Source organism: Pseudomonas sp. AC242, assembly GCF_979258655.1.
On record NZ_OZ409873.1, the window covers coordinates 868,392 to 888,004 of the forward strand.

Consider the following 19,613-nt stretch of genomic DNA (forward strand, 5'->3'; position numbering starts at 1 on the left):
TTTTGCCGTTTGTATAAAGAAACTCGGCCTGAGCGCTCGAAACCGGTAACCTATGCAGCTGTTTTTTTGCATATCTTCGAGGTAGCACCCGTGTTTTCCCAATTCGCCCTGCACGAACGCCTGCTTAAAGCTGTGGCCGAGCTGAAATTTGTCGAGCCAACGCCTGTGCAAGCCGCGGCCATTCCGCTGGCGCTCCAAGGGCGTGATCTGCGGGTGACGGCGCAAACCGGTAGCGGCAAAACCGCCGCTTTCGTTCTGCCAATCCTCAATCGCCTGATCGGCCCGGCCAAGGTTCGCGTCAGCATCAAGACGCTGATCCTGCTGCCGACCCGCGAGCTGGCCCAGCAGACGTTGAAGGAAGTTGAGCGCTTTTCGCAGTTCACTTTCATCAAGTCCGGCCTGATCACCGGCGGTGAAGACTTCAAGGTCCAGGCTGCGATGCTGCGCAAAGTGCCGGACATCCTCATCGGTACCCCGGGCCGGATGATCGAGCAACTCAACGCCGGCAACCTTGACCTCAAAGAAGTCGAAGTGCTGGTGCTCGACGAAGCCGACCGCATGCTCGACATGGGCTTCGCCGAAGACGTCCAGCGTCTGGTGGACGAATGCCCGAACCGTCAGCAGACCATGCTGTTCTCGGCCACCACCGGTGGTTCTGGACTGCGCGACATGATCGGCAAGGTGCTGAACAACCCTGAGCACTTGCAGCTCAACGCGGTCAGCCAACTGAACTCGACCACCCGCCAGCAAATCATCACCGCCGACCACAATCAGCACAAAGAGCAGATTGTGAACTGGTTGCTGGCCAACGAGACCTACCAGAAGGCCATCGTCTTCACCAACACCCGCGCCATGGCCGACCGTATCTACGGCCGCCTTGTGGCTCAGGAATACAAAGCGTTCGTGCTGCACGGTGAGAAAGACCAGAAGGATCGCAAACTGGCGATCGACCGTCTGAAGCAGGGTGGCGTGAAGATTCTGGTAGCGACCGACGTCGCGGCCCGTGGTCTGGACGTGGATGGTCTGGATCTGGTGATCAACTTTGACATGCCCCGCAGCGGCGACGAATACGTGCACCGCATCGGTCGTACCGGCCGTGCCGGTAACGACGGTCTGGCGATCTCGCTGATTTGCCACGGCGACTGGAACCTGATGTCGAGCATCGAGCGCTACCTGAAGCAGAGCTTCGAGCGCCGTACCATCAAGGAAGTCAAAGGCACCTACGGCGGACCGAAAAAGGTCAAGGCTTCGGGCAAAGCCGTTGGCGTGAAGAAGAAAAAGACTGACGCCAAGGGCGACAAGAAAAAAACCGCTGCCAAGACGCCGACCAAGCGCAAGAGCGCCAACCGTCCGAAGCCGGACTCGTTGGTGAGCAGCGATGGCATGGCGCCGCTGAAGCGCCGCAAGCCGGCAGAACCTGCGGCTGAGTAAGGCGTTTCAGGCGCACAAAAAAACCCGGACACTGTCCGGGTTTTTTTTCGTCCATCAGTTGCCGAGCTGGCCACTGGTGTCGGCGTCAAAGCGCCGTTTAGCCTGATCGGCCGCTGGTTTCAATGCGGCAAGCAGTGCTGCTTCGCTGTACAACCCGGTACCCGCCAATTCCTTGGGCGTCGGCTCGATCGGGATCAGCACATCTTCCCCATCGGCATGCAGCCAGATCGCCACAACGTGCAGTGCCGAGACAAACAGCACGCGCAGCTCAACGGTTTTGCCCTGTAATTGCGGCGCTTGTTCCGCCAGTTTCAGCGCACCCACCGTAGCTGCGGCGTGATCGCCGTGATTCAGCGAGGCGAATTCAACATGCCCGCGCACCTCGGCCAATTGCGCATCGGCAATCGTTACGCCGTCGGCAAACACCAGGTAATGCCAGTCGCCGAGGCGGGCATCTTTCAGGCCTTTGCCTTGGCTCAGGTCATCCAGACTCAGCGAGTAGCCACGATAGGCCTCGCTCAGGCTGATCTTCGCAGGTGCTGCATTGGCGAACTGGCGATTGGCGCCAAAGCCATGGGTTTGCAAAGCGGCTTGCAGCGCCGGACGCAAGGTCTGTACGCCGTTGGAAGGCGCCTTTGGATAAGTCAGTTGCATGATGTCGCCCTCCTAGTTTTTCACGGTGAAGTAAGTGTGGGTCCAGTTGCCGCCGCCGTTATAGGCACGGGGGAACGCGTTCAGCGCGCGGGTCGAATAGCCGTAGATCGAGTCTGCAACCAATACGTAATCGCCATTGGTGCCGTAGATCGTCAGAAAGTGCGCACCGCCGCCGTACCAGGCGCAGCGCAAGCCGACCGGGCGGCCCATGCTGATCTGGTTCTGAATGGCCGACATCTGTAGCGAGCCCTGATTCATGCCGTTGTAACTGCGGGTGGTTTGCAGAGCGGAATCCAGATAGCCGTAGACGTTGCACGGTCCCGGCTGATTGCAGCAGTTGCGGTCGAGCTGGGTGCTGGCCACGCCGCACTGCGTCCAGTTTCCGGTGCCGTAATAGTTGCCAACCGAGGCGGACACGGCGGCCCAGCACCAGTTGGTCTGGGTCTGTTTCTGCATGTTGAAGTTGAGGCTGCCAGCGGCGAGGGCGCTGATCTGTTCAGCGGCCTCGACTTCGACCAGTTGCGGGTCGAGCAGATGGCTGGCCAGGCACCTTGGCAGTGATTCGCCGGTGAATCGTGTTGCTTCTGTGGTTAACATTTTTTCAATCCTCCATGAATGAAAACAAGCATCTTGCTTGTGAGGGTGTTGCGGTATTGCTGAGCGATCGGTGCTTAACGGTTGCCATCTTCTGTGGCCGGTTCCGATCTCCTTGCTCGAGGTAACCCTAGTCAGGGATATGCAGTAATGCAAATAAATAAATGCATTAATGCATTTTCAGGTGCAAAAGATCGCAGCCTGCGGCAGCTCCTACAGCGATCGATGCAGGAGTTGCCGCAGGCTGCGATGTTTTGACCTGGCTTTTAGCTTTCGGCTTTTTTCTCAGCCGTACTCAATTCTTTCAACCGCTGATCAATCAATTGGCACTTGTCCGGCAGGTCCTTGCTGGCCGTACCAAGATCCATTTTCTGCAACTCGGCATTGATCTCTTTGGCCTTGGCCGGATTCTGTTCGGTGAGCTTGGCGACTTCCTTGGCCAGTTGTTCACGTTTGGCGGTGGCCTCCTCCGGCGTACAGGCCCAGACGGGCAGGGCGCAAGCGAGGGTGGCGGCGAGGGTGAGCTTGATCAGGGTTTTCATCGGGGCAGGCCTCAGTTCCGGTTAAGGCGGGTTAACCGGTTGAGGCCTTGAGCGCGGGAAAAGTTCAGTGCTTATTGCTCTTCGTGGCAGCAACTCGATTTAGCACCTTGCTCATAACGATCATGATGCCGAACCCATTCCATGATCTCGTCTTCATTCCTGCCTTTGGGCGTGAGATCGAGGTAGTTGTAGGCGCCGACCAGCATGTCGAGACCGCGAGCATAGGTTGAGTAGGTGTGGAAAATGTCTCCATTCGCGTTGCGATAAAACACGCTCAGCCCGGGCATTTCTTCCTCGGCGCTGTCAGTTTTTTCGTAGTTGTACGTAGCCTTTCCCGCCGCGACATCTTCTGCCCGGGCGCAAACACCGAAGTCGTAGTTGAAGTCACAACCCTCTGACGACACCCAATCAAACTTCCAGCCCATGCGCCGTTTAAAGTCCTGGAACTCATTGAATGGGGCGTGAGAAACAGCCACAACGGCGATGTCGTGATGGGCCAGATGCTGATTGGCGCCATCGATATGGTCACTGAGGAACGAGCACCCCTGGCACCCTTCCTCCCAATCCTTGGCAAACATGAAGTGGTAAACCACCAGTTGGCTGTGTTTGCCAAACAAGTCAGCGAGTTTCAATTCACCGTTCGGACCCTGGAAGTGGTAGTCCTTGTCGACCTTCACCCATGGCAAAGCGCGACGTTCCGCGCTCAGCCGGTCGCGTTCCTTGGTGAAGGCTTTCTCGTGAATCAGATGTTGCTTACGGGCGGCGAGCCATTCTTCGCGCGATACCACCGGATGATTCTCAATGTTCATGATGATTTCTCCTGCGGGGGTTGAAACCGTCTGTTTCAGACTAGTCGTTTAACCCTGCTGAAAATCGACAGACCGCCGGTCGGTCGGCTCGGGAAATGCGGCTGAACGGCTGACAGCCACTCCGGTCACAACCTATGAACGCGCCATAAATCACGCGCACCGGAGGTTGTATCAGGATGACGACTTATAACTGGGATTTGATTGAACGCTTGCTGCACGAAGTGCAGAACAGCGCCGGCCACAGTCTTGCCCCACGGGCCTACGCCGAAGACTATGCCGCGGCGAAAGCCAGCGCTGGCGAGCCGATCGAGAATCTGGATCATCTGAAAACGCTGGCTTGCGACTATGAAAGGTTGCTGCTGTTGCGCGGCTACATCGCACCGCGTCCGGATGAGGAGGGCAGCACGGGTAACAATTTTGTCCTGACGCCGCGCGGTTCCAGCTTGCTGAGCCTGATCGACAGCAGCATTCCCGGCAACGATCACCCGCGTCAGGTGCTGGATGAGCAGGAGGATGCGCTGGCTGAGGCGACGTTTGATGGAGTGGCGTCAAAAGCCCAGATCGCCTGATTTTCCACAGGGCAAAAGATCGCAGCCTTCGGCAGCTCCTACAGAAATCGGTGTAGGAGCTGCCGAAGGCTGCGATGTTTTGATCTTCTAATTCTGCTTCGCGGCCTTGAGGCATTTGAGGTCGTTGAAGTCTTTGCGCACCCCTTCGATCTTCTTCAACAACCGCTGCCGCTGTTGCGGCGTGCTTTCGGCCATCAGATCCACTGCTAGCGAGCGTCCCTGCGCCTCAGTATCGGCAAAGGCCTTGCGGTAATCCGCTGTCCATAAGGTCTCGCGATTGACCAGAAGCGTCTCGATTCTCTGTGGGAATTCGGGACTTTTGCGTTGTGCGACTGCGGCACTGAACTGCTTCTGCCAATGGGCGCGATTGGCGATCCATTGCGTGTACTGATCGCCCAGCGCGGTCGACCACGCCATGACCCGCTGCTCCTGCGTGGCGCTCAGTGGCCCCAGCCAATCGTTCAGACGTTTAACCATGCGCGCGCCACGTTCGGCAATTTGCTGCTTAAGCGGTGGTTTCAGGTATTCCTGCTGACGCTTGCGCAAATCCTTGGCAAACGCGTCATTCATTTCCGCCACCTGTTTGTCGTCCAGACCTTGCAACAGCTCGACGGCGGACGGGGTGATTTCCCGCGCTGTTTCGGCGATGGCCTGCTTGGCCTCCACCGTGCGGGCCTGCAGCGCGGCATCGGTGACCTGATTGGTTTCGACCATTGTCTGCAGGCGATCAAGCCAGTCCAGGTAGCCCGGCAATTGCGTGGTGCAATGCCAGCTCAGGTGGTCCTTGAGGCGTTCGTTGAACCAGTCTTTCTGCTCGCCGTTCATGTCCAGGTAATCGCCGAGCGTCCATGGAATGATCACATCGAGATTGCGATAGGCCAGGCCGACGCGACTGCAGGCGCCGAGGGCGAGGGTGAAGATCAGTAGCGCGGCGATGTGTTTGAACCAGCGAGACATGGGCGAATCCTTGCGTGAGCCTGGCTTCGAGGGACTGATTCCTATGTGAACGCAGAATGAACCCGGCAGTTCAGCCGATCAATAGAACGCGCGTTCAGCCTTGAGGGTGACGAGGCCGTCGCACTGACTGTTGTGCCCGGAGTAGGCCGAGCAATCGCTGCCGCTGAGGCTGGAGTTGCTGTAGATCAGGTCGAGATCGACGCCCATGAATGGCCGGGACAATTTCACTGACCAATCGGTAAAGCTGCCGACATAACCACCGTCCACAGCTACCGGCGTGTTCAGTTGGTGGGTGGTGTATTTCATGCTGACGCCGATGCCGAACGGTTGATTGCCGCCAAGATCGGCAAACAAGGTGTTGTTCTGTTTATCCGGGTCGTTGCTGAAGGCCACGCCGAAGCGGCTGCCGAGCAAGGTCAAACCACCGAACAGCTCCTGGCTGTCGAGCGTTTCTACCTTGGGATAGCTGTAGTGGATCATCCCGACTTCGTAACCAAGGGTTTGATCGAAAGGCTGTTTAAAACCGACGTAGGAGTCGATCTCGAGGTTCTTGCCCGGCGTGATGCCCATGCTCGGCGCGTACTGGCCAACGTAGAGGCCACTGTCGTGGCTTAGGTCGAGGCCGCCGTGGAAGGAACCGATTGCCGCGGGTTTGACCAGACCCTGGGCCATGCTACGTGTCGGCGTGGTGCCGAGTTTGAGGTCGAAGTCGCCCAGTTCACGCTGGAAAATCTGCGCGTGCGCGGTCGCACTGGCCAATAGGCCTACGATTAATAAACAGGATGTTTTGCGCATGCGTCACTCCATGAACAGCGAGGGCAGGGCGGCGGGCCTGCTGAAACGCTTGATCTAGACGCGTGCAAGGATACCGGCGAATGCTCGGCGTTGAAGGCCGTTCGTCGATTTAAAGGGATTTTTGTTTAATGCGGAGGGTATGTTGCGCGGTGCCAGTCCAGACGCTTCGAAGCTCAAAGCGCCTCTGGACGGGTGTAAACCGGGTATTACTTCTTGCCCAGGCTGATCTGCTTGGACGGGCCGAATGTCTGGCCACTGACGCCTTTGGCAATTTGCTGAATCTCGCCGCCGGACTTGAGGAACGCTGCGATCTGATCGTTGATCGATTCGCTGGTTTCAACGGCTGGAGCTGGCTTTGCTTTGCTGGTGGATGCTTTTACACGCATGGCGGCCATTAACCTGTAGAAAAGTAACTCGGCCAGGCATCGTACAGGAATAACTTGACAATTGCTTGGTAAATATCCCCGGGAATAACCAACCTCATTGCTGCATTATTCTCGATTAAATGTTCGAAATATTCGGCTAACCTGCTGTTTTAAATAAGAACATTCAGGTGTTGCGGCATTCAGGTATTCACCCGCGAGCGCTTGTGCCTGCCTGACGAGCGGCACTCAAGCACTGGCGCGAGCAAGGAAAATCAAGGCGTTGAGCGGGTTTCAACAGCGTGCGGATCTGCCGCCCGACGGGCACGCCAAAAACGGGTAGAATGCCGCCCACGCAATGAGGGTTTCGGAAAATGGCTTTAGTCGGGCGTTACAACAGTTTGCAAGTGGTGAAACACACTAACTTCGGTTTATATCTGGACGGCGGTGCTGACGGCGAGATTCTTTTGCCCAATCGTTATATTCCGAAAGATATTCCTACCGAAGATGAAGATTGGCTCAACGTATTTGTTTATCTGGACAGCGAAGACAAACTTCTCGCCACCACGGAAAAACCCAAAGTTCAGGTCGGCGAATTTGCCAGTCTGAAAGTCGTTGAAGTCAACAGCATCGGTGTGTTCCTCGATTGGGGGCTGCCGAAGGATCTGTTGCTGCCGTATTCCGAAGAAAAGCGCCAGATGACCGCCGGCGAATACTGCGTGGTGCATGTCTACCTCGATAAGCACACCCGCCGCATCACCGCGACCGCGCGTCTGGATCGCTACCTCGACAAGACCCCGGCCAACTACAGCCAGGGCCAGGAAGTTGATCTGCTGGTTGCCGAAGCCACCGACATGGGCTTCAAGGCGATCATCAACAACAAGCACTGGGGTTTGATTCACAAGAACGAAATCTTCAAGTTCATGCGCGCCGGCATGATCGAGAAGGGCTATATCAAGGAAATCCGTGCCGACGGCAAGATCGCTCTGAGCCTGCAACCGGTTGGCCAGGAAGCGGCCAGCAGCCTGAACTCGAAGATCCTCGCCAAGTTGCGCGACAACAGCGGCACATTGCCGGTCAGCGACAAGAGCGATCCGGCATTGATCAGCAGCCTGTTCGGCGTCAGCAAAGGCAACTTCAAGAAGGCCATCGGTGCGCTGTACAAGGAAGGCAAGATCGTCATTCATGCCGATCGCATTGAACTAACCTGAGCCTTGGGTGGCCCATGTTGCATGGGGCACACACGAGGTCGGGTCGATGAAAAAAGCGCTGATTGCCTACGTTGCCACGCTGGTGACGTTTCTGTTGCTCGACGGTATCTGGCTCGGCCTGTTGATGGCGCCGACCTATCGCGAACTGCTCGGTCCGCTGATGCTCGAAAAACCGCTGCTGGTTCCGGCAGCGGTTTTTTATTGCCTGTATGTTTTTGGTTGTGTGGTGTTTGTGGTGCTGCCGGCCGTGACGTGGCAATGGGCGGCGAAGCGGGGGGCGTTATTGGGGCTGGTGGCGTATGGCACTTACGACCTGACCAATTGGGCGACGTTGCGCGGGTGGTCGGTGCAGGTGTCATTGATGGATTGGGCGTGGGGGACGTTTGCCACGGCAGTGGCTTGTAGCGTTGGGTTTTTGTTGGCTAAACGACTGCATTCAGATCCATGAGCAGGGTTGATTGAACTGACGCCATCGCTGGCAAGCCAGGCTCCCACAGGGTTTTGTGTCGAACAGTGGAATAGCGGACAACCTGTCACTGTGGGAGCGGGCTTGCCAGCGAATGGCGGCGCAGCCGACAGCCATTCACCCCTGCCGCCACTGAAGAACTAAATGTCTTTTCCAGACGGCTTTTTCCCTCTGACTGATTGATAATCCCTGGCACTGTTTTTGACCATTGGATGGCCTGCCATGTTGTGTGTGTTCGAGGTGTTGCGGTGAGTGTCGAGCGGCGCAATGCCGACAGTTTTGCCCTGCAAGTGATGATCGGTCTGTGCCTGATCTGGGGTGTGCAGCAGGTGATGATCAAATGGGCGGCGCCCGACATCGCGCCAGTCATGCAAGCGGCCGCGCGCTCGGGGATCTCTGCGTTGCTGGTGGGATTGCTGATCTGCTGGAAAGGCGGCTGGGATCAGGTTGGCTTGACCTGGCGTGGCGGGCTGCTGGCCGGTGCGTTGTTCGGTCTGGAGTTCTTCTTCATCGCCGAAGGGTTGCAACTGACTACTGCCGCGCACATGTCGGTGTTCCTCTATACCGCGCCGATTTTTACCGCGCTGGGCGTGCATTTCCTGTTGGCCAGTGAGCGACTGCGACCGTTGCAATGGTTGGGGATTCTGCTCGCGTTTATCGGCATTGCGATTGCTTTCGCTGGCGGCGTGTCCTGGAATGACCTTGATCGGCGCATGCTCCTGGGCGATGCCTTTGGTGTCTTGGCCGGTGCCTGCTGGGGCGCAACCACGGTGGTGGTGCGCGCCTCGCGATTGTCGGAAGCGCCGGTGACGTTGACCCTGTTTTATCAGTTGATCGTCGGTTTCCTCGGCCTGCTGTTGATCGCGCTTTTCAGCGGCCAGATCACTCATGTCAGCCTCACCACTGTGGCCGTCGCCAGTGTGCTGTTTCAGGGGCTCGTCGTATCGTTCTTCAGTTACCTGATCTGGTTCTGGTTGCTGCGCCGTTATCTGGCGGCGAACCTTGCAGTGTTCTCGTTCATGACGCCGCTGTTCGGCGTGACCTTTGGCGTGTTGCTGCTCGGCGAACAACTGAGCGTGAACTTCATCATCGGCGCGGTGCTGGTGTTGCTCGGTATCACCTTTGTCAGCGCCGAGCAGTGGTTGCGCCGGCGTTTGCGCAAAGCGCTCGGCCAACGTTAGTCGATTGCATCGCCAGGCCGCCGGCCAGCAGCAAACCGCTGCCGGCGATCACTAATGCGGGCTGCAAACCGCCGCTGAAATGGCTGCTCAACGCGGCCAGCAGCGGGCCGCTGAGCTGGCCGACCGCAAAGCATGCAGTGAGCATCCCGGCGTTGCGCTGGGTGGCGTGCGGCGCCAGTTCCCGCGAGCGCTGCATGACCAGTTGCATGCAAGCCAGAAACGGCATGCCACACAGGATCACACCCATTGCCAGGCCAAGTCCGCTGCCCAGCAGACAGGCAAACACCCCGGCCGCTTGCAGCCACAGCGTCGCCATCAACCAGTGACGGGTCGTTGCGCGATCTTGACGCCGCAGGCTCACCAGCAACACGCCAATCGCAGCGCCAAGACCGAAGCAGGGCCAGAACAGATCCGCCTGCCATTGCCCGTGAAACTGCGCATTGGCCATTTGCGAGAGGAAGGTCGCCGGAATGATGTAGCCGACGCCGTACAGCGCATAGATCACCGCCAGCCGGCCAATGCCCCGATTCGACGGACTGACCGGCGCAGCAACCGCCGTTGTCGTTGCGACAGGCGTTGGCAGCAGACGCCAGACACACAACATCATCACCAACGCCGCTGCGGCATAAATCAGCCACAACGTTGCGGACGTCTGATTCAGCAGATGTGAGACCAGCGCCAACACCCCCGTCAGAAAAATCCCCAGACCTGGCCCGGCAAATACCAGAGCACCCAAACCTGGGCGACCCGCTGCCGCCGCCAAGGGTTGGCTTAAAGACGTGATCATCACCAGCACCCAGGCGCTCGCCACCCCGGTGCCGAAGCGCAACAGCAAGTGCGACCAGAAGCCATTGGCCCAGAACGACGCCAGGGTCAGCAGCACGCACAACCACAAGCCGCCGTGCAGGCGCCGTTGCACCTGCTGCGGGCGATGCGCAAACATCGCGTCCACCGCGCCGAGCAGATAACCGAGGTAATTGGCCGCGGCAATCAGACCAGCGGCCGTCAGGTCGATCTGCCCTTCGCTGAGCAGGTGTGGCATTTGCGGGGTGAGGGCGAAACGCCCGATGCCCATGGCCATCATCAGGGCCACGAAGCAGGCGGATAAGCGAATCAATGGCGACATGGTCGGGATTCCGTTGAAGGATCAATGACCGTCAGGCTAGGACTGATTGACTTTCTTTAAAATTGAATAATAGTGAGTAACTTGTTCTGTTCTGGAGAAAGGTTGTGGAGTTCAGCCAACTGCGGATCTTTCAGGCCGTGGCCGAAGAGGGGTCAATCACCCGCGCCGCCGAACGCCTGCACCGCGTGCCGTCGAATCTATCGACCCGGCTCAAGCAACTGGAGGAGCAGCTCGGTGTCGAGCTATTCGTCCGTGAGCGTCAGCGTTTGCAACTGTCGCCTGCAGGAAAAGTCCTGTTGGACTACACCGCCAAACTCTTTGCCCTGCGCGATCAGGCCAGCGCGGCGGTGATGGGTGGCAAGCCGGCCGGTGATTTTGCTCTGGGCACCATGTACAGCACGGCGGCGATTCATCTGCCGGCGTTGCTGGCGCGTTATCACAAGCAATATCCAGCGGTGAATCTGCAGGTGCAGTCGGCACCGAGTGGTGAGTTGTTGGAGGGGTTGCTGACCGGACGCCTGGATGCCGCGTTGGTCGATGGCCCGCTGGAGTTGGCTGGCCTCGACGGTGTGCCGTTGTGCGAGGAACGACTGGTGTTGATCACCGAAATTGATCATCCGCCGGTGCGTGGCGCCCGGGATGTCGAAGGGCGGTCGGTGTTCACCTTTCGTCGCGGGTGTTCTTATCGCATGCGTCTGGAGGCGTGGTTTTCGCACTACCAGGCGACGATGGGCCGGGCGATGGAGATCGAGTCCTATCAGGGCATGCTCGCCTGTGTGATCGCCGGCAGTGGTGTGGCGCTCATGTCGGAGTCGATGCTGGCCAGCCTGCCGGGGCGCGAGAGCGTCGCCGCGCACCCGTTGGCCGAGCCATTCGTGGGTGCGACAACATGGCTCATGTGGCGCAAAGGCATGGTCGGCGCCAACCTCAATGCCTGGATCGAGGTGCAGCAGGCTGTCTATCCTGCGGCTCAGATCGAAACCCGCGAAACCGCCTGAACCAATGCCGGCGATTCCTGTTCAATTCAGTAACAGATCATTGCGGATTTGGCCGAGCATTGCGTAGGACTTCGGACTATTATCAGTGCGAAGCGGCCTCAGAATTCCGGCCGCTCAGCACCACCCTGAAGGGGGCATGACGATGAAAGAGAAAATTCAAAACTGGCTGCACGACTTGGGTGTTGCCCTCGGCTTGATCGAACCGCCTCTGCAACCTGTACCGATCCGCACCGATGACGAGCAGCGCCGCCGTCAACAACGGCGCCGGTAACGCCCCCGATCCGAGATCAAAGGATTCAAGGTCAAGAGATCGCAGCCTGCGGCAGCTCCTACATGGATTAATGCAGGAGCTGCCGCAGGCTGCGATCTCTTGCTTTTAATGACGGCCGATCTCCAGCAAAAACCGGCTCAAGTCATTCGCGGTCTTCGCGGTCTTGAGCATGCGGTCTTCCTCGGCGGTGAACGCCGTCAGTCCGAATTCATCTTCCAGATGAAAGATCAAATCTTCTATATCAGCTTTCTCCAGGCCCAATTGCACGAGGCTGGTGTTGTCGTTGAATTCATGGGTTTCCAGCAGACGCCGGATATATCGATGCACGGCGGCACGCACGGCAGCTCTTCTCATGGCAGATTTTCTGATTGTTGTTGTGCTTGAGTGAAGCAGGCCTCAGGCGTGGCCGCGTAACCACTCGTCAATCATCGAGCGCAAATGCTCCCCGGAAAAGCTGTCGAAGTGCCCGCCATGCACCGTGCGGATCGGCAACGCCCGCAAACGTCGCAGACTGGCGGCGTAATTCTCAAGATTGGAGTGGTAGGCGTCTTCGATCAGCGGCCCGTCGTAAATGATGTCGCCGCTGAACAGGGTTTGCGTCGCCGCCTCATACAGGCTGATGCCACCCGGCGAATGCCCCGGCGTGTGCAGCACTTGCAGTGTGCGATTGCCCAGATCGAGCACATCGCCGTCCTCGACAAACCCGGTGGCCGGCGCGGCTTTGACCCGGTATTCGGCGTAGCACAACGGGCAGTCCGGATGCGCTTCAAACATGTCGTCGCCGACGAAGGCGCGGCTCAAATCGTTTTCGCCATCCGGCGCCGCCAGAATGTCTGCCTCGGCGGGATGCACCAGTCGTTCGGCAAATTCATGGTGGCCGGCGATATGGTCGAAGTGGCAATGACTGGCCACTGCCACTAACGGGCGTTCAGTCAGCCACGGCAACTGCTCACGAAGGCTGACCAGCCCTGAACCGCTATCCAGCAACAAGTCTTTGTCACGGCCCTGAACGTGCCAGAGGTTGCATCGGTAAAACGGCCGAATATACGGCTCGTGAATCAGCCGAATGCCGTCACTCAGGTGTTGTACTTCGAACCATTTATCGCGAGAAACAATCTTCATCAGCACTTTCCTTCAGACGAAAAAAACGGGTGTGGCAACCGACGCCACACCCGTCGAAGAAAGCATCAAGTCGTTACATCAGAGCTTAGATCGCACTCGCCACGGTTGCCGGGCGAGGAGAGACCAGGCTCACCACCACAAAGCTCACCAGACCTACAGCCAGGCTGTAGTAGATCGGCGTGTTCGCATCCAGACCGTCCTTGAACATGAACAGCAGCGCGGTGGCAAAACCCAGGCCCATGCTGGCGATGGCGCCGGCGGTGGTCGCACGTTTCCAGAAAATCGCACCGATCAGCGGGACCAGCATGCCGCCCACCAACAGGTTGTACGCCAGCGTCAGGGCGCTGATCACGTCATTCACCACCAGCGCGATACCCAGCACGACCACACCGGTCAGCAGGGTGAACAGGCGGTTGATGCCCAGGCTCGACGGTTTACCGCCACGCAGTTTCGGCAGCAGGTCTTCCGTCAGCGTGGTGGCCGCGGCGAGCAGGCCGGCGCTGGCGGTGGACATCATTGCAGCGAGTGCCGCAGCGATCACCAAACCACGGATGCCGTCCGGCAGCGACAGTTTGACGATGGCGGCGAAAGCGTTGTTGACGTTGTCCAGATCCGGGATCAGCACGTGTGCAGCCATGCCGATCAGCGCGCAAGCCAGGCCGTAGAGGATGCAGTAGATACCCGCGATGCTGCCGGCGTATTGCGCGACTTTGGCGGTCTTGACGGTGAACACCCGTTGCCAGATGTCCTGACCGATCAGGATGCCGAAGAAGTAGATCATGAAGTAGGTGATGATCGTGTCCCAGCCGATGGTGGTGAAGCTGAAGGCAGTCGCCGGCAGTTTCAGCACCAGTTCGTCCCAACCGCCGACGCGGTACAGGCAGATCGGCAACAGGATGAACATCAGGCCCACGGTCTTGATGATGAACTGGACGATGTCGGTCAGGGTCAGCGACCACATGCCGCCGATCGCCGAGTAGATCACCACCACGCCACCACCGACGAGTACCGAAACCCAGAATGGCAGGTCAAACAGCACTTGCAGGACGGTGCCGATCGCCAGGATCGAGGTCACGCCGATCATCAGTGCGTAGGCCAGCATGATCGCCGCGCTCGCCGAGCGGGCCATCGGGTTGTAGCGCTTTTCCAGGACCTGGGTAACGGTGTAGATCTTCAGTTTCAGCAGCGGTTTGGCGAGGAACAGGTTCAGCGCAACGATGCCGCAACCCAGTGCCGCGCACAGCCAGAAACCGGAAATGCCATGCACGTAACCCAGACGTACAGTGCCGACGGTGGACGCGCCACCGAGTACGGTCGCGGCCATGGTGCCCATGTACAGGCTCGGGCCGAGGTTACGACCGGCAACGAGAAAGTCCTCGTTGGTCTTGGCCTTGCGCATGCCGAAGTAGCCGAGCAAGAGCATGCCGGCGGCGTAGATGAGGACGACGAATAAATCCAAAGCCATGATGGCGTGTCTCCGATTGTCTTTTTTATGTTGAGGCCAAAATCATTTCCCTTGTAGGCCTTCGCCTGCTCGCGATAGCGGTCTGTCAGTCACATCTTTATTGGATGTGCTGAAGTCATCGCGAGCAGGCGAAGGCCTACAGGGATCTGCGTCAGGCGGCCTGACGCAGTTGAGGTTTTACTGCGGCTTCACGCCGGGCATCCTTCGGGCCGAACACTTCGCGCGGTTCCGGGAACAGGCTCAGCAGCGTCAGGTACACCACCGAGGCAAGGCCCAGGGTCACCGGCAAACTGATGTCGATGCCGCCGGCCATTTCACCTAGCGGGCCAACGAACTGCCCCGGCAAATTCACGAAGCACAGGCCAACCGCCGCGCTCGGGATCCATGCACCCAGACCGCGCCAGTTCCAACCGTGGCTGAACCAGTAGCGTCCGCCCTGTTCGCCGCGAGTGAACACTTGCAGGTCATCCGGGCAGTAGAAGCCGCGACGCACCAACAGGCCGATGATCATGATCACCATCCACGGGGTGGTGCAGGTGATGATCAGCACGGCGAAGGTCGACACGCTCTGCACCAGGTTCGCCGCAAAACGGCCGATGAAGATGAAGGCAATCGACAGCGCGCCGATCAGCAGCGTCGCCTTAACCCGTGACAGCACCCGTGGGAACACGCTGGACATGTCCAGCCCGGTGCCATACAGCGAGGTGGTGCCGGTGGACATGCCGCCGATCACCGCAATCAGGCACACCGGCAGGAAGAACCAGCTCGGCGACACCGCCAGCAAACCGCCGACATAGTTGTTCGCCGCGATGTAGTCCGGCGCCTTGATCGCGACGATGGTCGCGGTGGTCAGGCCGAACAGGAACGGGATGAACGTGGCGATCTGCGACAGCACCACGGCCGCCATGATGCGTTGCTTGGAGGTTTCACGCGGGATGTAGCGCGACCAGTCGCCGAGAAACGCACCGAAGGAAATCGGGTTGCTCATCGCCACCAGCGCAGCACCGATGAACGCGGCCCAGAAGCCTGGCTGACCGAGGCTGACGGTGCCAGCGTAATGCGCGTCGAAAGGACCGGCGAAGGCGAAGATGCCCAGCAGGAACAACAGGCTGGCGCTCCACACCGCGATCTTGTTCACCCACAGCAAAAAGCGGAAGCCGTAGATGCACACGGTCAGCACCAGAATCGCGAACAGACCGTAGGCCAGGCCCAGAGTCAGATCAGTTTCCGGCAGACCGATCAGGCGTTTTGCGCCGCCGATCAGCGCATCGCCCGAACTCCACACCGAGAGCGAGAAAAACGCGATAGCGGTCAACAGCGACAGGAACGAACCGACGATCCGCCCGTGCACGCCGAAGTGTGCGCCGGACGACACGGCATTGTTGGTGCCGTTGAGCGGGCCGAACAGGCCCATCGGTGCGAGGATCAGTGAGCCGAGCAGCACGCCCAGCACAATCGCCCAGACGCCGGCCTGAAAAGACAGACCGAACAGCACCGGGAAACTGCCGAGCACGGCGGTGGCAAAGGTATTCGAACCACCGAAGATCATCCGGAACAAGTCCGTCGGACCTGCGCTGCGTTCGTGGTCCGGGATCTGTTCGACCCCGTGGGTTTCAATCTGCGTAAGGCTTTGGTCGTTGTTGTTGTTATTCATGATCTGCTCCGATCATAAAGGCGCGCTCATCGTGCGTGAGCGTCACCTGTCTTGGCTAAGGGGATGGCAGCCCTTCCGGCATTGCGGACAAATGTTCGTGGCAGGCCAGCCAATGGCCTTGTTGTTCTAGGCTCGACGCGTGTTTCTTGAACACAATCGTCTCGCGCTCCTGGCTGAAGTGTTGCTCCCCTTGCATGCGCAGCTCGGTGGCCACGTCATGGATGAAAATCGCCACGTCACCCTGCAGGCTGACGAAGGCGTTGCTCGACGTGCACGCAAGCACCTCGAAGCCATCCTCGGCGCGCCAACTGTCCCACAAGGCCTGATAGGCATCGCGCGACAGCAGCGGCTGTTCGAGGGTGTAGAAGACGAAACTCGCATCGGCGCTGAAGGCGCCGAAGTAAGCTTCGCGATCGTTGCGGGCGAAGGCGGCCACCAGCTCGGCGGCCGCTCGCAAAACCTGATCACGTTCGTTCATGACCCGACCCTCAGCGATGGACCACGCCAGGCAGTACGCAGAGCATTTCGTACAGCAGGTTGGCGGCCAGCAGCGAGGTGTTGCCGGTGGTGTCATAAGCGGGCGAGACTTCTACCAGATCGCAACCGATCAGGTCGAGGCCTTGGCAGCCACGGACGATTTCAATCGCCTGAATGGTCGTCAGACCACCGATTTCCGGGGTGCCGGTGCCAGGCGCCCAGGCCGGGTCGATGCCGTCGATGTCGAAGCTCAGATACACCGGACCACCGCCGACTTTCTCGCGTACTTCAGCCATCAGCGGCGCCAGCGACTTGTGCCAGCACTCTTCGGCTTGAACTACGCGGAAGCCCTGATCGCGGCTCCAGTTGAAGTCGTCAGCGGTGTAACCCTGCGCGCGCAGACCAATTTGCACCACGCGGTCGCAATCCAGCAGACCTTCTTCGACGGCGCGACGGAAGGTCGTGCCGTGAGCAATCTTCTCGCCAAACATGTGATCGTTGACGTCAGCGTGGGCATCGATGTGCACCAGACCGACCTTGCCGTGCTTTTTATGAATCGCGCGCAGGATCGGCAGGGTGATGGTGTGGTCGCCACCCAGGGTCATCGGGATCACGTTGTGCTCGAGGATGTTGTCGTAGGCTTCTTCGATGATGCGCACGGCGTCGAGCAGATTGAAGGTGTTGATTGCCACGTCACCGATGTCGGCGACCGACAGCGAGTCGAATGGCGCCGCGCCGGTGGCCATGTTGTACGGGCGGATCATCACCGATTCGGTGCGGATGTCGCGAGGCCCGAAGCGGGTGCCGGGGCGCAGCGAAGTACCGATGTCCAGGGGCACGCCAACAAAGGCAGCGTCCAGGCCGGCAGCGGTCGGTACATGGGGGAGTCGGAGCATGGTGGCGATGCCGCCGAAGCGCGGCATTTCGTTGCCGCCCAGTGGTTGGTGAAGAATCTTGTCCACGGGTAGGGCCTCATCGTCTTTGTTTTATTTATGTCGGCGCGCCGTAGAGCAGGGGGCGGACGCCGCTGTGGGGCCGATGATGCGAAATGTAGTGCGGCGGAAGAATCGCTACGGGCAAAAACTTAGTTCAGATTTTTCTAAACTAATGGCGAGGCTGGGATTAGACTTTGCGATCTTGAGATTCTTGCCTGGCTGAACATCGCGGCCCCCTCACCCCAGCCCTCTCCCGGAGGGAGAGGGGGCCGACCGAGTTGTCAGCGGAATCTGCAGCGACCTGAAAAAACGAGTCGAACTCAGGATTTGAAAGCCATGGAGATCAGCTCCCTCTCCCTCGGGGAGAGGGCTGGGGTGAGGGGCTTTTCCCACAGACACACAGTTGCAAAGCCCGGAGTAGACATGGCCAACGCTTTACCCGACCTGAAACTATTGCGCATCTTCGTCAGCGTCGTCCGTCATCAGGGTTTTGCCAACGCGCAACAGGAACTCAACCTGTCGACCTCGGCCATCAGCACTTACATGAGCCAGCTCGAAGCCGCGCTCGGCCTAGTGCTATGCCATCGCGGGCGCGGCGGGTTCAGCCTGACCAGCAAAGGTGAGCTGTTCCATCAGGAAACCTTACGCCTGCTCGCCGAACTCGAAGGTTTCGAGCAATACGCCGCCGCGCTCAAGGGCGAACTGCGCGGCACGCTCAACCTCGGTGTGATCGACTCCACCGTCAGCGACAAGGCCTTGCCGTTCGCCGAAGCCATCGGCGCCTACAGCCAGGAACACCCGGCGGTGCATTTGCACCTGTCGGTGATGAGCCCCTACGAGTTGCAACTCGGCGTGCAGGACAACCGTCTCGATCTGGCCATCGGTGCGTTTTCCACACGCATGAGCGGACTGATTTACATGCCGCTGTACCGCGAACAACATTGGTTGTATTGCAGTAGCCGCCATCCGTTGTTCAACGAGCGGCGGATTCCCGAGCAAGTCATCACCCAGCAGCGCATGGTTGGGCGTGGGTACTGGAGTCAGGCCGAATTGGCCCGCCACGGCTTCAAACACAGCGCCGCCACCGTGGAAAGTATGGAAGCGCAACTGATTCTGGTGCTGTCCGGCGCCTACATCGGTTACTTGCCAGAACACTACGCTCAGGCGTGGGCCGACAAGGGCGATTTGCGCGTGCTGCTACCGGCGACGTTTGGTTATCAGGCACCGTTTTCGATGATCATGCGCCGCGGCCGTAGCCGCGAACCGCTGATCCAGACCTTCCGTGATTTGCTCAAAGCACAGCTCAATCAGGCTTAAGACCGATGTCCAGAATTCAATGCCCGCGCTGCCTGCGCCCACAAACCCATTGCCTGTGCCCGTTGATCCCGAGCCTCGACAGCCGCACGCGGGTGTTGCTGTTGCAGCATCCAAGTGAAGTTAATCATGCGTTGAATACCGCGCGGTTGGCGGCACTCGGGTTGAGCAATGCCGAGTTGATTGTTGGCGAAGTGTTCGAGGATTTGCCGGCGCTGCTGAACCGTCCGGGCTATCGGGCGCGGTTGTTGTTTCCCGCTGATGATGCGCAGCCGATGCAGGCTTACGGCGAGTCCGATGAACCCCTGTTGCTGGTCGTTCCGGATGGCACCTGGCGCAAGGCGCGCAAGATGCTGCACCTCAATCCGCTGCTGGCAGCGTTGCCACGGGTGACGCTGGCCGAGGGTGGCGTGTCGCGCTATCGCTTGCGCAAGGCACCGGGGCCGGGGGCGTTGTCGACCATTGAGGCGATTGTGCAGGCGTTGCAGACGCTGGAAGCACCGACGTCATTCGAGCCGTTGCTCAAGCCGTTCGAGGCCTTGATCGAAGGGCAGATTGCGGCGATGGGGGAGGAGACTTTCCAGCGTAATCATGCTGAAAAATAGTCGGTGTTCTTGCTGGCCTCATCGCTGGCAAGCCAGCTCCCACAGGTTCTGAGGTGTTCACAGGTTTTGTGGCCG

At 59.0% G+C, this 19,613-nt stretch carries 23 protein-coding genes; 9 read left to right on the top strand and 14 right to left on the bottom strand.

The genetic code is table 11. The annotated features are described in order from the left end of the window. Nucleotides 1–90: 90 nt before the first annotated feature. On the top strand, nt 91–1,431 hold the full coding sequence (locus tag ACZZ0A_RS03975) for a DEAD/DEAH box helicase (RefSeq protein ID WP_007914470.1): 1,341 nt from the start codon (nt 91–93) through the stop codon (nt 1,429–1,431). 54 nt (nt 1,432–1,485) lie between these two features. Here the strand turns inward: ACZZ0A_RS03975 and ACZZ0A_RS03980 are convergent, their stop codons facing one another. The 4 genes from ACZZ0A_RS03980 to ACZZ0A_RS03995 form a co-directional block, all read right to left on the bottom strand. Continuing rightward, on the bottom strand, nt 1,486–2,085 hold the full coding sequence (locus tag ACZZ0A_RS03980; RefSeq protein ID WP_007914471.1) for a hypothetical protein: 600 nt from the start codon (nt 2,083–2,085) through the stop codon (nt 1,486–1,488). Nucleotides 2,086–2,097: 12 nt separating this feature from the next. Then, nucleotides 2,098–2,682 (bottom strand): papain-like cysteine protease family protein, encoded by a 585-nt coding sequence (locus tag ACZZ0A_RS03985; RefSeq protein WP_007914472.1) that lies wholly within the window; start codon nt 2,680–2,682, stop codon nt 2,098–2,100. A 263-nt stretch (nt 2,683–2,945) separates the two neighbouring features. Next, nucleotides 2,946–3,221: a hypothetical protein gene (locus ACZZ0A_RS03990; protein WP_007914473.1), complete on the bottom strand. Its 276-nt coding sequence runs from the start codon at nt 3,219–3,221 to the stop codon at nt 2,946–2,948. Between the two features lie 71 nt (nt 3,222–3,292). Next, entirely contained in the window at nt 3,293–4,030 is a 738-nt protein-coding gene (locus ACZZ0A_RS03995; RefSeq protein ID WP_463542549.1) for a DUF899 domain-containing protein, read from the bottom strand. A gap of 176 nt (nt 4,031–4,206) precedes the next feature. Here ACZZ0A_RS03995 and ACZZ0A_RS04000 point away from each other — a divergent pair, with 176 nt between their 5' ends. Next, on the top strand, nt 4,207–4,599 hold the full coding sequence (locus ACZZ0A_RS04000) for a transcriptional regulator (RefSeq protein ID WP_463542550.1): 393 nt from the start codon (nt 4,207–4,209) through the stop codon (nt 4,597–4,599). Between the two features lie 87 nt (nt 4,600–4,686). On the opposite strand, the gene ACZZ0A_RS04005 is transcribed toward ACZZ0A_RS04000, so the two are convergent. The 3 genes from ACZZ0A_RS04005 to ACZZ0A_RS04015 all read right to left on the bottom strand — a co-directional run bounded on the left by ACZZ0A_RS04005 (nt 4,687) and on the right by ACZZ0A_RS04015 (nt 6,746). Next, the gene (locus ACZZ0A_RS04005; protein WP_007914478.1) at nt 4,687–5,556 is read right to left on the bottom strand and encodes a DUF6279 family lipoprotein; all 870 of its coding nucleotides are present in this window, start codon (nt 5,554–5,556) and stop codon (nt 4,687–4,689) included. A gap of 78 nt (nt 5,557–5,634) precedes the next feature. Further along, nucleotides 5,635–6,351 (bottom strand): TorF family putative porin, encoded by a 717-nt coding sequence (locus ACZZ0A_RS04010; protein WP_447784114.1) that lies wholly within the window; start codon nt 6,349–6,351, stop codon nt 5,635–5,637. 206 nt (nt 6,352–6,557) lie between these two features. Next, nucleotides 6,558–6,746 carry a hypothetical protein gene (locus ACZZ0A_RS04015; RefSeq protein ID WP_016985943.1) on the bottom strand — a complete coding sequence of 63 codons (189 nt, stop codon included), beginning with the start codon at nt 6,744–6,746 and terminating at the stop codon, nt 6,558–6,560. Nucleotides 6,747–7,087: 341 nt separating this feature from the next. Here ACZZ0A_RS04015 and ACZZ0A_RS04020 point away from each other — a divergent pair, with 341 nt between their 5' ends. From ACZZ0A_RS04020 to ACZZ0A_RS04030, 3 genes are all read left to right on the top strand, one after another. Continuing rightward, nucleotides 7,088–7,924 carry a CvfB family protein gene (locus ACZZ0A_RS04020; protein ID WP_007914483.1) on the top strand — a complete coding sequence of 279 codons (837 nt, stop codon included), beginning with the start codon at nt 7,088–7,090 and terminating at the stop codon, nt 7,922–7,924. Between the two features lie 46 nt (nt 7,925–7,970). Then, nucleotides 7,971–8,372, top strand: a complete 402-nt coding sequence (locus ACZZ0A_RS04025; protein WP_007914485.1) for a DUF2177 family protein — start codon at nt 7,971–7,973, stop codon at nt 8,370–8,372. 266 nt (nt 8,373–8,638) lie between these two features. Then, the gene (locus tag ACZZ0A_RS04030; protein ID WP_463542551.1) at nt 8,639–9,571 is read left to right on the top strand and encodes a DMT family transporter; all 933 of its coding nucleotides are present in this window, start codon (nt 8,639–8,641) and stop codon (nt 9,569–9,571) included. Here ACZZ0A_RS04030 and ACZZ0A_RS04035 read toward each other — a convergent pair. After that, nucleotides 9,516–10,697 carry an MFS transporter gene (locus tag ACZZ0A_RS04035; protein WP_463542552.1) on the bottom strand — a complete coding sequence of 394 codons (1,182 nt, stop codon included), beginning with the start codon at nt 10,695–10,697 and terminating at the stop codon, nt 9,516–9,518. The genes ACZZ0A_RS04030 and ACZZ0A_RS04035 overlap by 56 nt on opposite strands. Before the next feature lie 104 nt (nt 10,698–10,801). On the opposite strand from ACZZ0A_RS04035, the gene ptrR reads away from it, so the two are divergent. Both ptrR and ACZZ0A_RS04045 read left to right on the top strand, forming a co-directional pair. Continuing rightward, on the top strand, nt 10,802–11,695 hold the full coding sequence (gene ptrR / locus ACZZ0A_RS04040) for a putrescine utilization regulator PtrR (RefSeq protein WP_007914490.1): 894 nt from the start codon (nt 10,802–10,804) through the stop codon (nt 11,693–11,695). Between the two features lie 142 nt (nt 11,696–11,837). Beyond that, nucleotides 11,838–11,966, top strand: coding sequence for a PA1414 family protein (locus tag ACZZ0A_RS04045; RefSeq protein WP_007914492.1), 129 nt, complete (start codon nt 11,838–11,840; stop codon nt 11,964–11,966). Between the two features lie 105 nt (nt 11,967–12,071). Here the strand turns inward: ACZZ0A_RS04045 and ACZZ0A_RS04050 are convergent, their stop codons facing one another. The 6 genes from ACZZ0A_RS04050 to speB form a co-directional block, all read right to left on the bottom strand. Then, a complete protein-coding gene (locus ACZZ0A_RS04050) occupies nt 12,072–12,320 on the bottom strand; it encodes a phosphopantetheine-containing protein (RefSeq protein WP_095113740.1) in 249 nt (82 codons plus the stop codon). 42 nt (nt 12,321–12,362) lie between these two features. Then, entirely contained in the window at nt 12,363–13,088 is a 726-nt protein-coding gene (locus ACZZ0A_RS04055; RefSeq protein WP_123376291.1) for an MBL fold metallo-hydrolase, read from the bottom strand. 85 nt (nt 13,089–13,173) lie between these two features. Continuing rightward, nucleotides 13,174–14,553, bottom strand: coding sequence for a sodium:solute symporter family protein (locus ACZZ0A_RS04060; RefSeq protein WP_007914497.1), 1,380 nt, complete (start codon nt 14,551–14,553; stop codon nt 13,174–13,176). A 151-nt stretch (nt 14,554–14,704) separates the two neighbouring features. Beyond that, nucleotides 14,705–16,207 carry a purine-cytosine permease family protein gene (locus tag ACZZ0A_RS04065; RefSeq protein ID WP_463542553.1) on the bottom strand — a complete coding sequence of 501 codons (1,503 nt, stop codon included), beginning with the start codon at nt 16,205–16,207 and terminating at the stop codon, nt 14,705–14,707. A 55-nt stretch (nt 16,208–16,262) separates the two neighbouring features. Then, nucleotides 16,263–16,685, bottom strand: coding sequence for a YybH family protein (locus tag ACZZ0A_RS04070; protein ID WP_123376289.1), 423 nt, complete (start codon nt 16,683–16,685; stop codon nt 16,263–16,265). Nucleotides 16,686–16,695: 10 nt separating this feature from the next. Next, nucleotides 16,696–17,646 carry an agmatinase gene (gene speB, locus ACZZ0A_RS04075; RefSeq protein ID WP_003222717.1) on the bottom strand — a complete coding sequence of 317 codons (951 nt, stop codon included), beginning with the start codon at nt 17,644–17,646 and terminating at the stop codon, nt 16,696–16,698. Between the two features lie 396 nt (nt 17,647–18,042). Here speB and ACZZ0A_RS04080 point away from each other — a divergent pair, with 396 nt between their 5' ends. Together ACZZ0A_RS04080 and ACZZ0A_RS04085 are read left to right on the top strand one after the other, a co-directional pair. Further along, nucleotides 18,043–18,936 carry a LysR family transcriptional regulator gene (locus tag ACZZ0A_RS04080; RefSeq protein WP_007914510.1) on the top strand — a complete coding sequence of 298 codons (894 nt, stop codon included), beginning with the start codon at nt 18,043–18,045 and terminating at the stop codon, nt 18,934–18,936. A 5-nt stretch (nt 18,937–18,941) separates the two neighbouring features. Next, nucleotides 18,942–19,538: a tRNA-uridine aminocarboxypropyltransferase gene (locus tag ACZZ0A_RS04085; protein WP_095113736.1), complete on the top strand. Its 597-nt coding sequence runs from the start codon at nt 18,942–18,944 to the stop codon at nt 19,536–19,538. Nucleotides 19,539–19,613 lie beyond the last annotated feature (75 nt).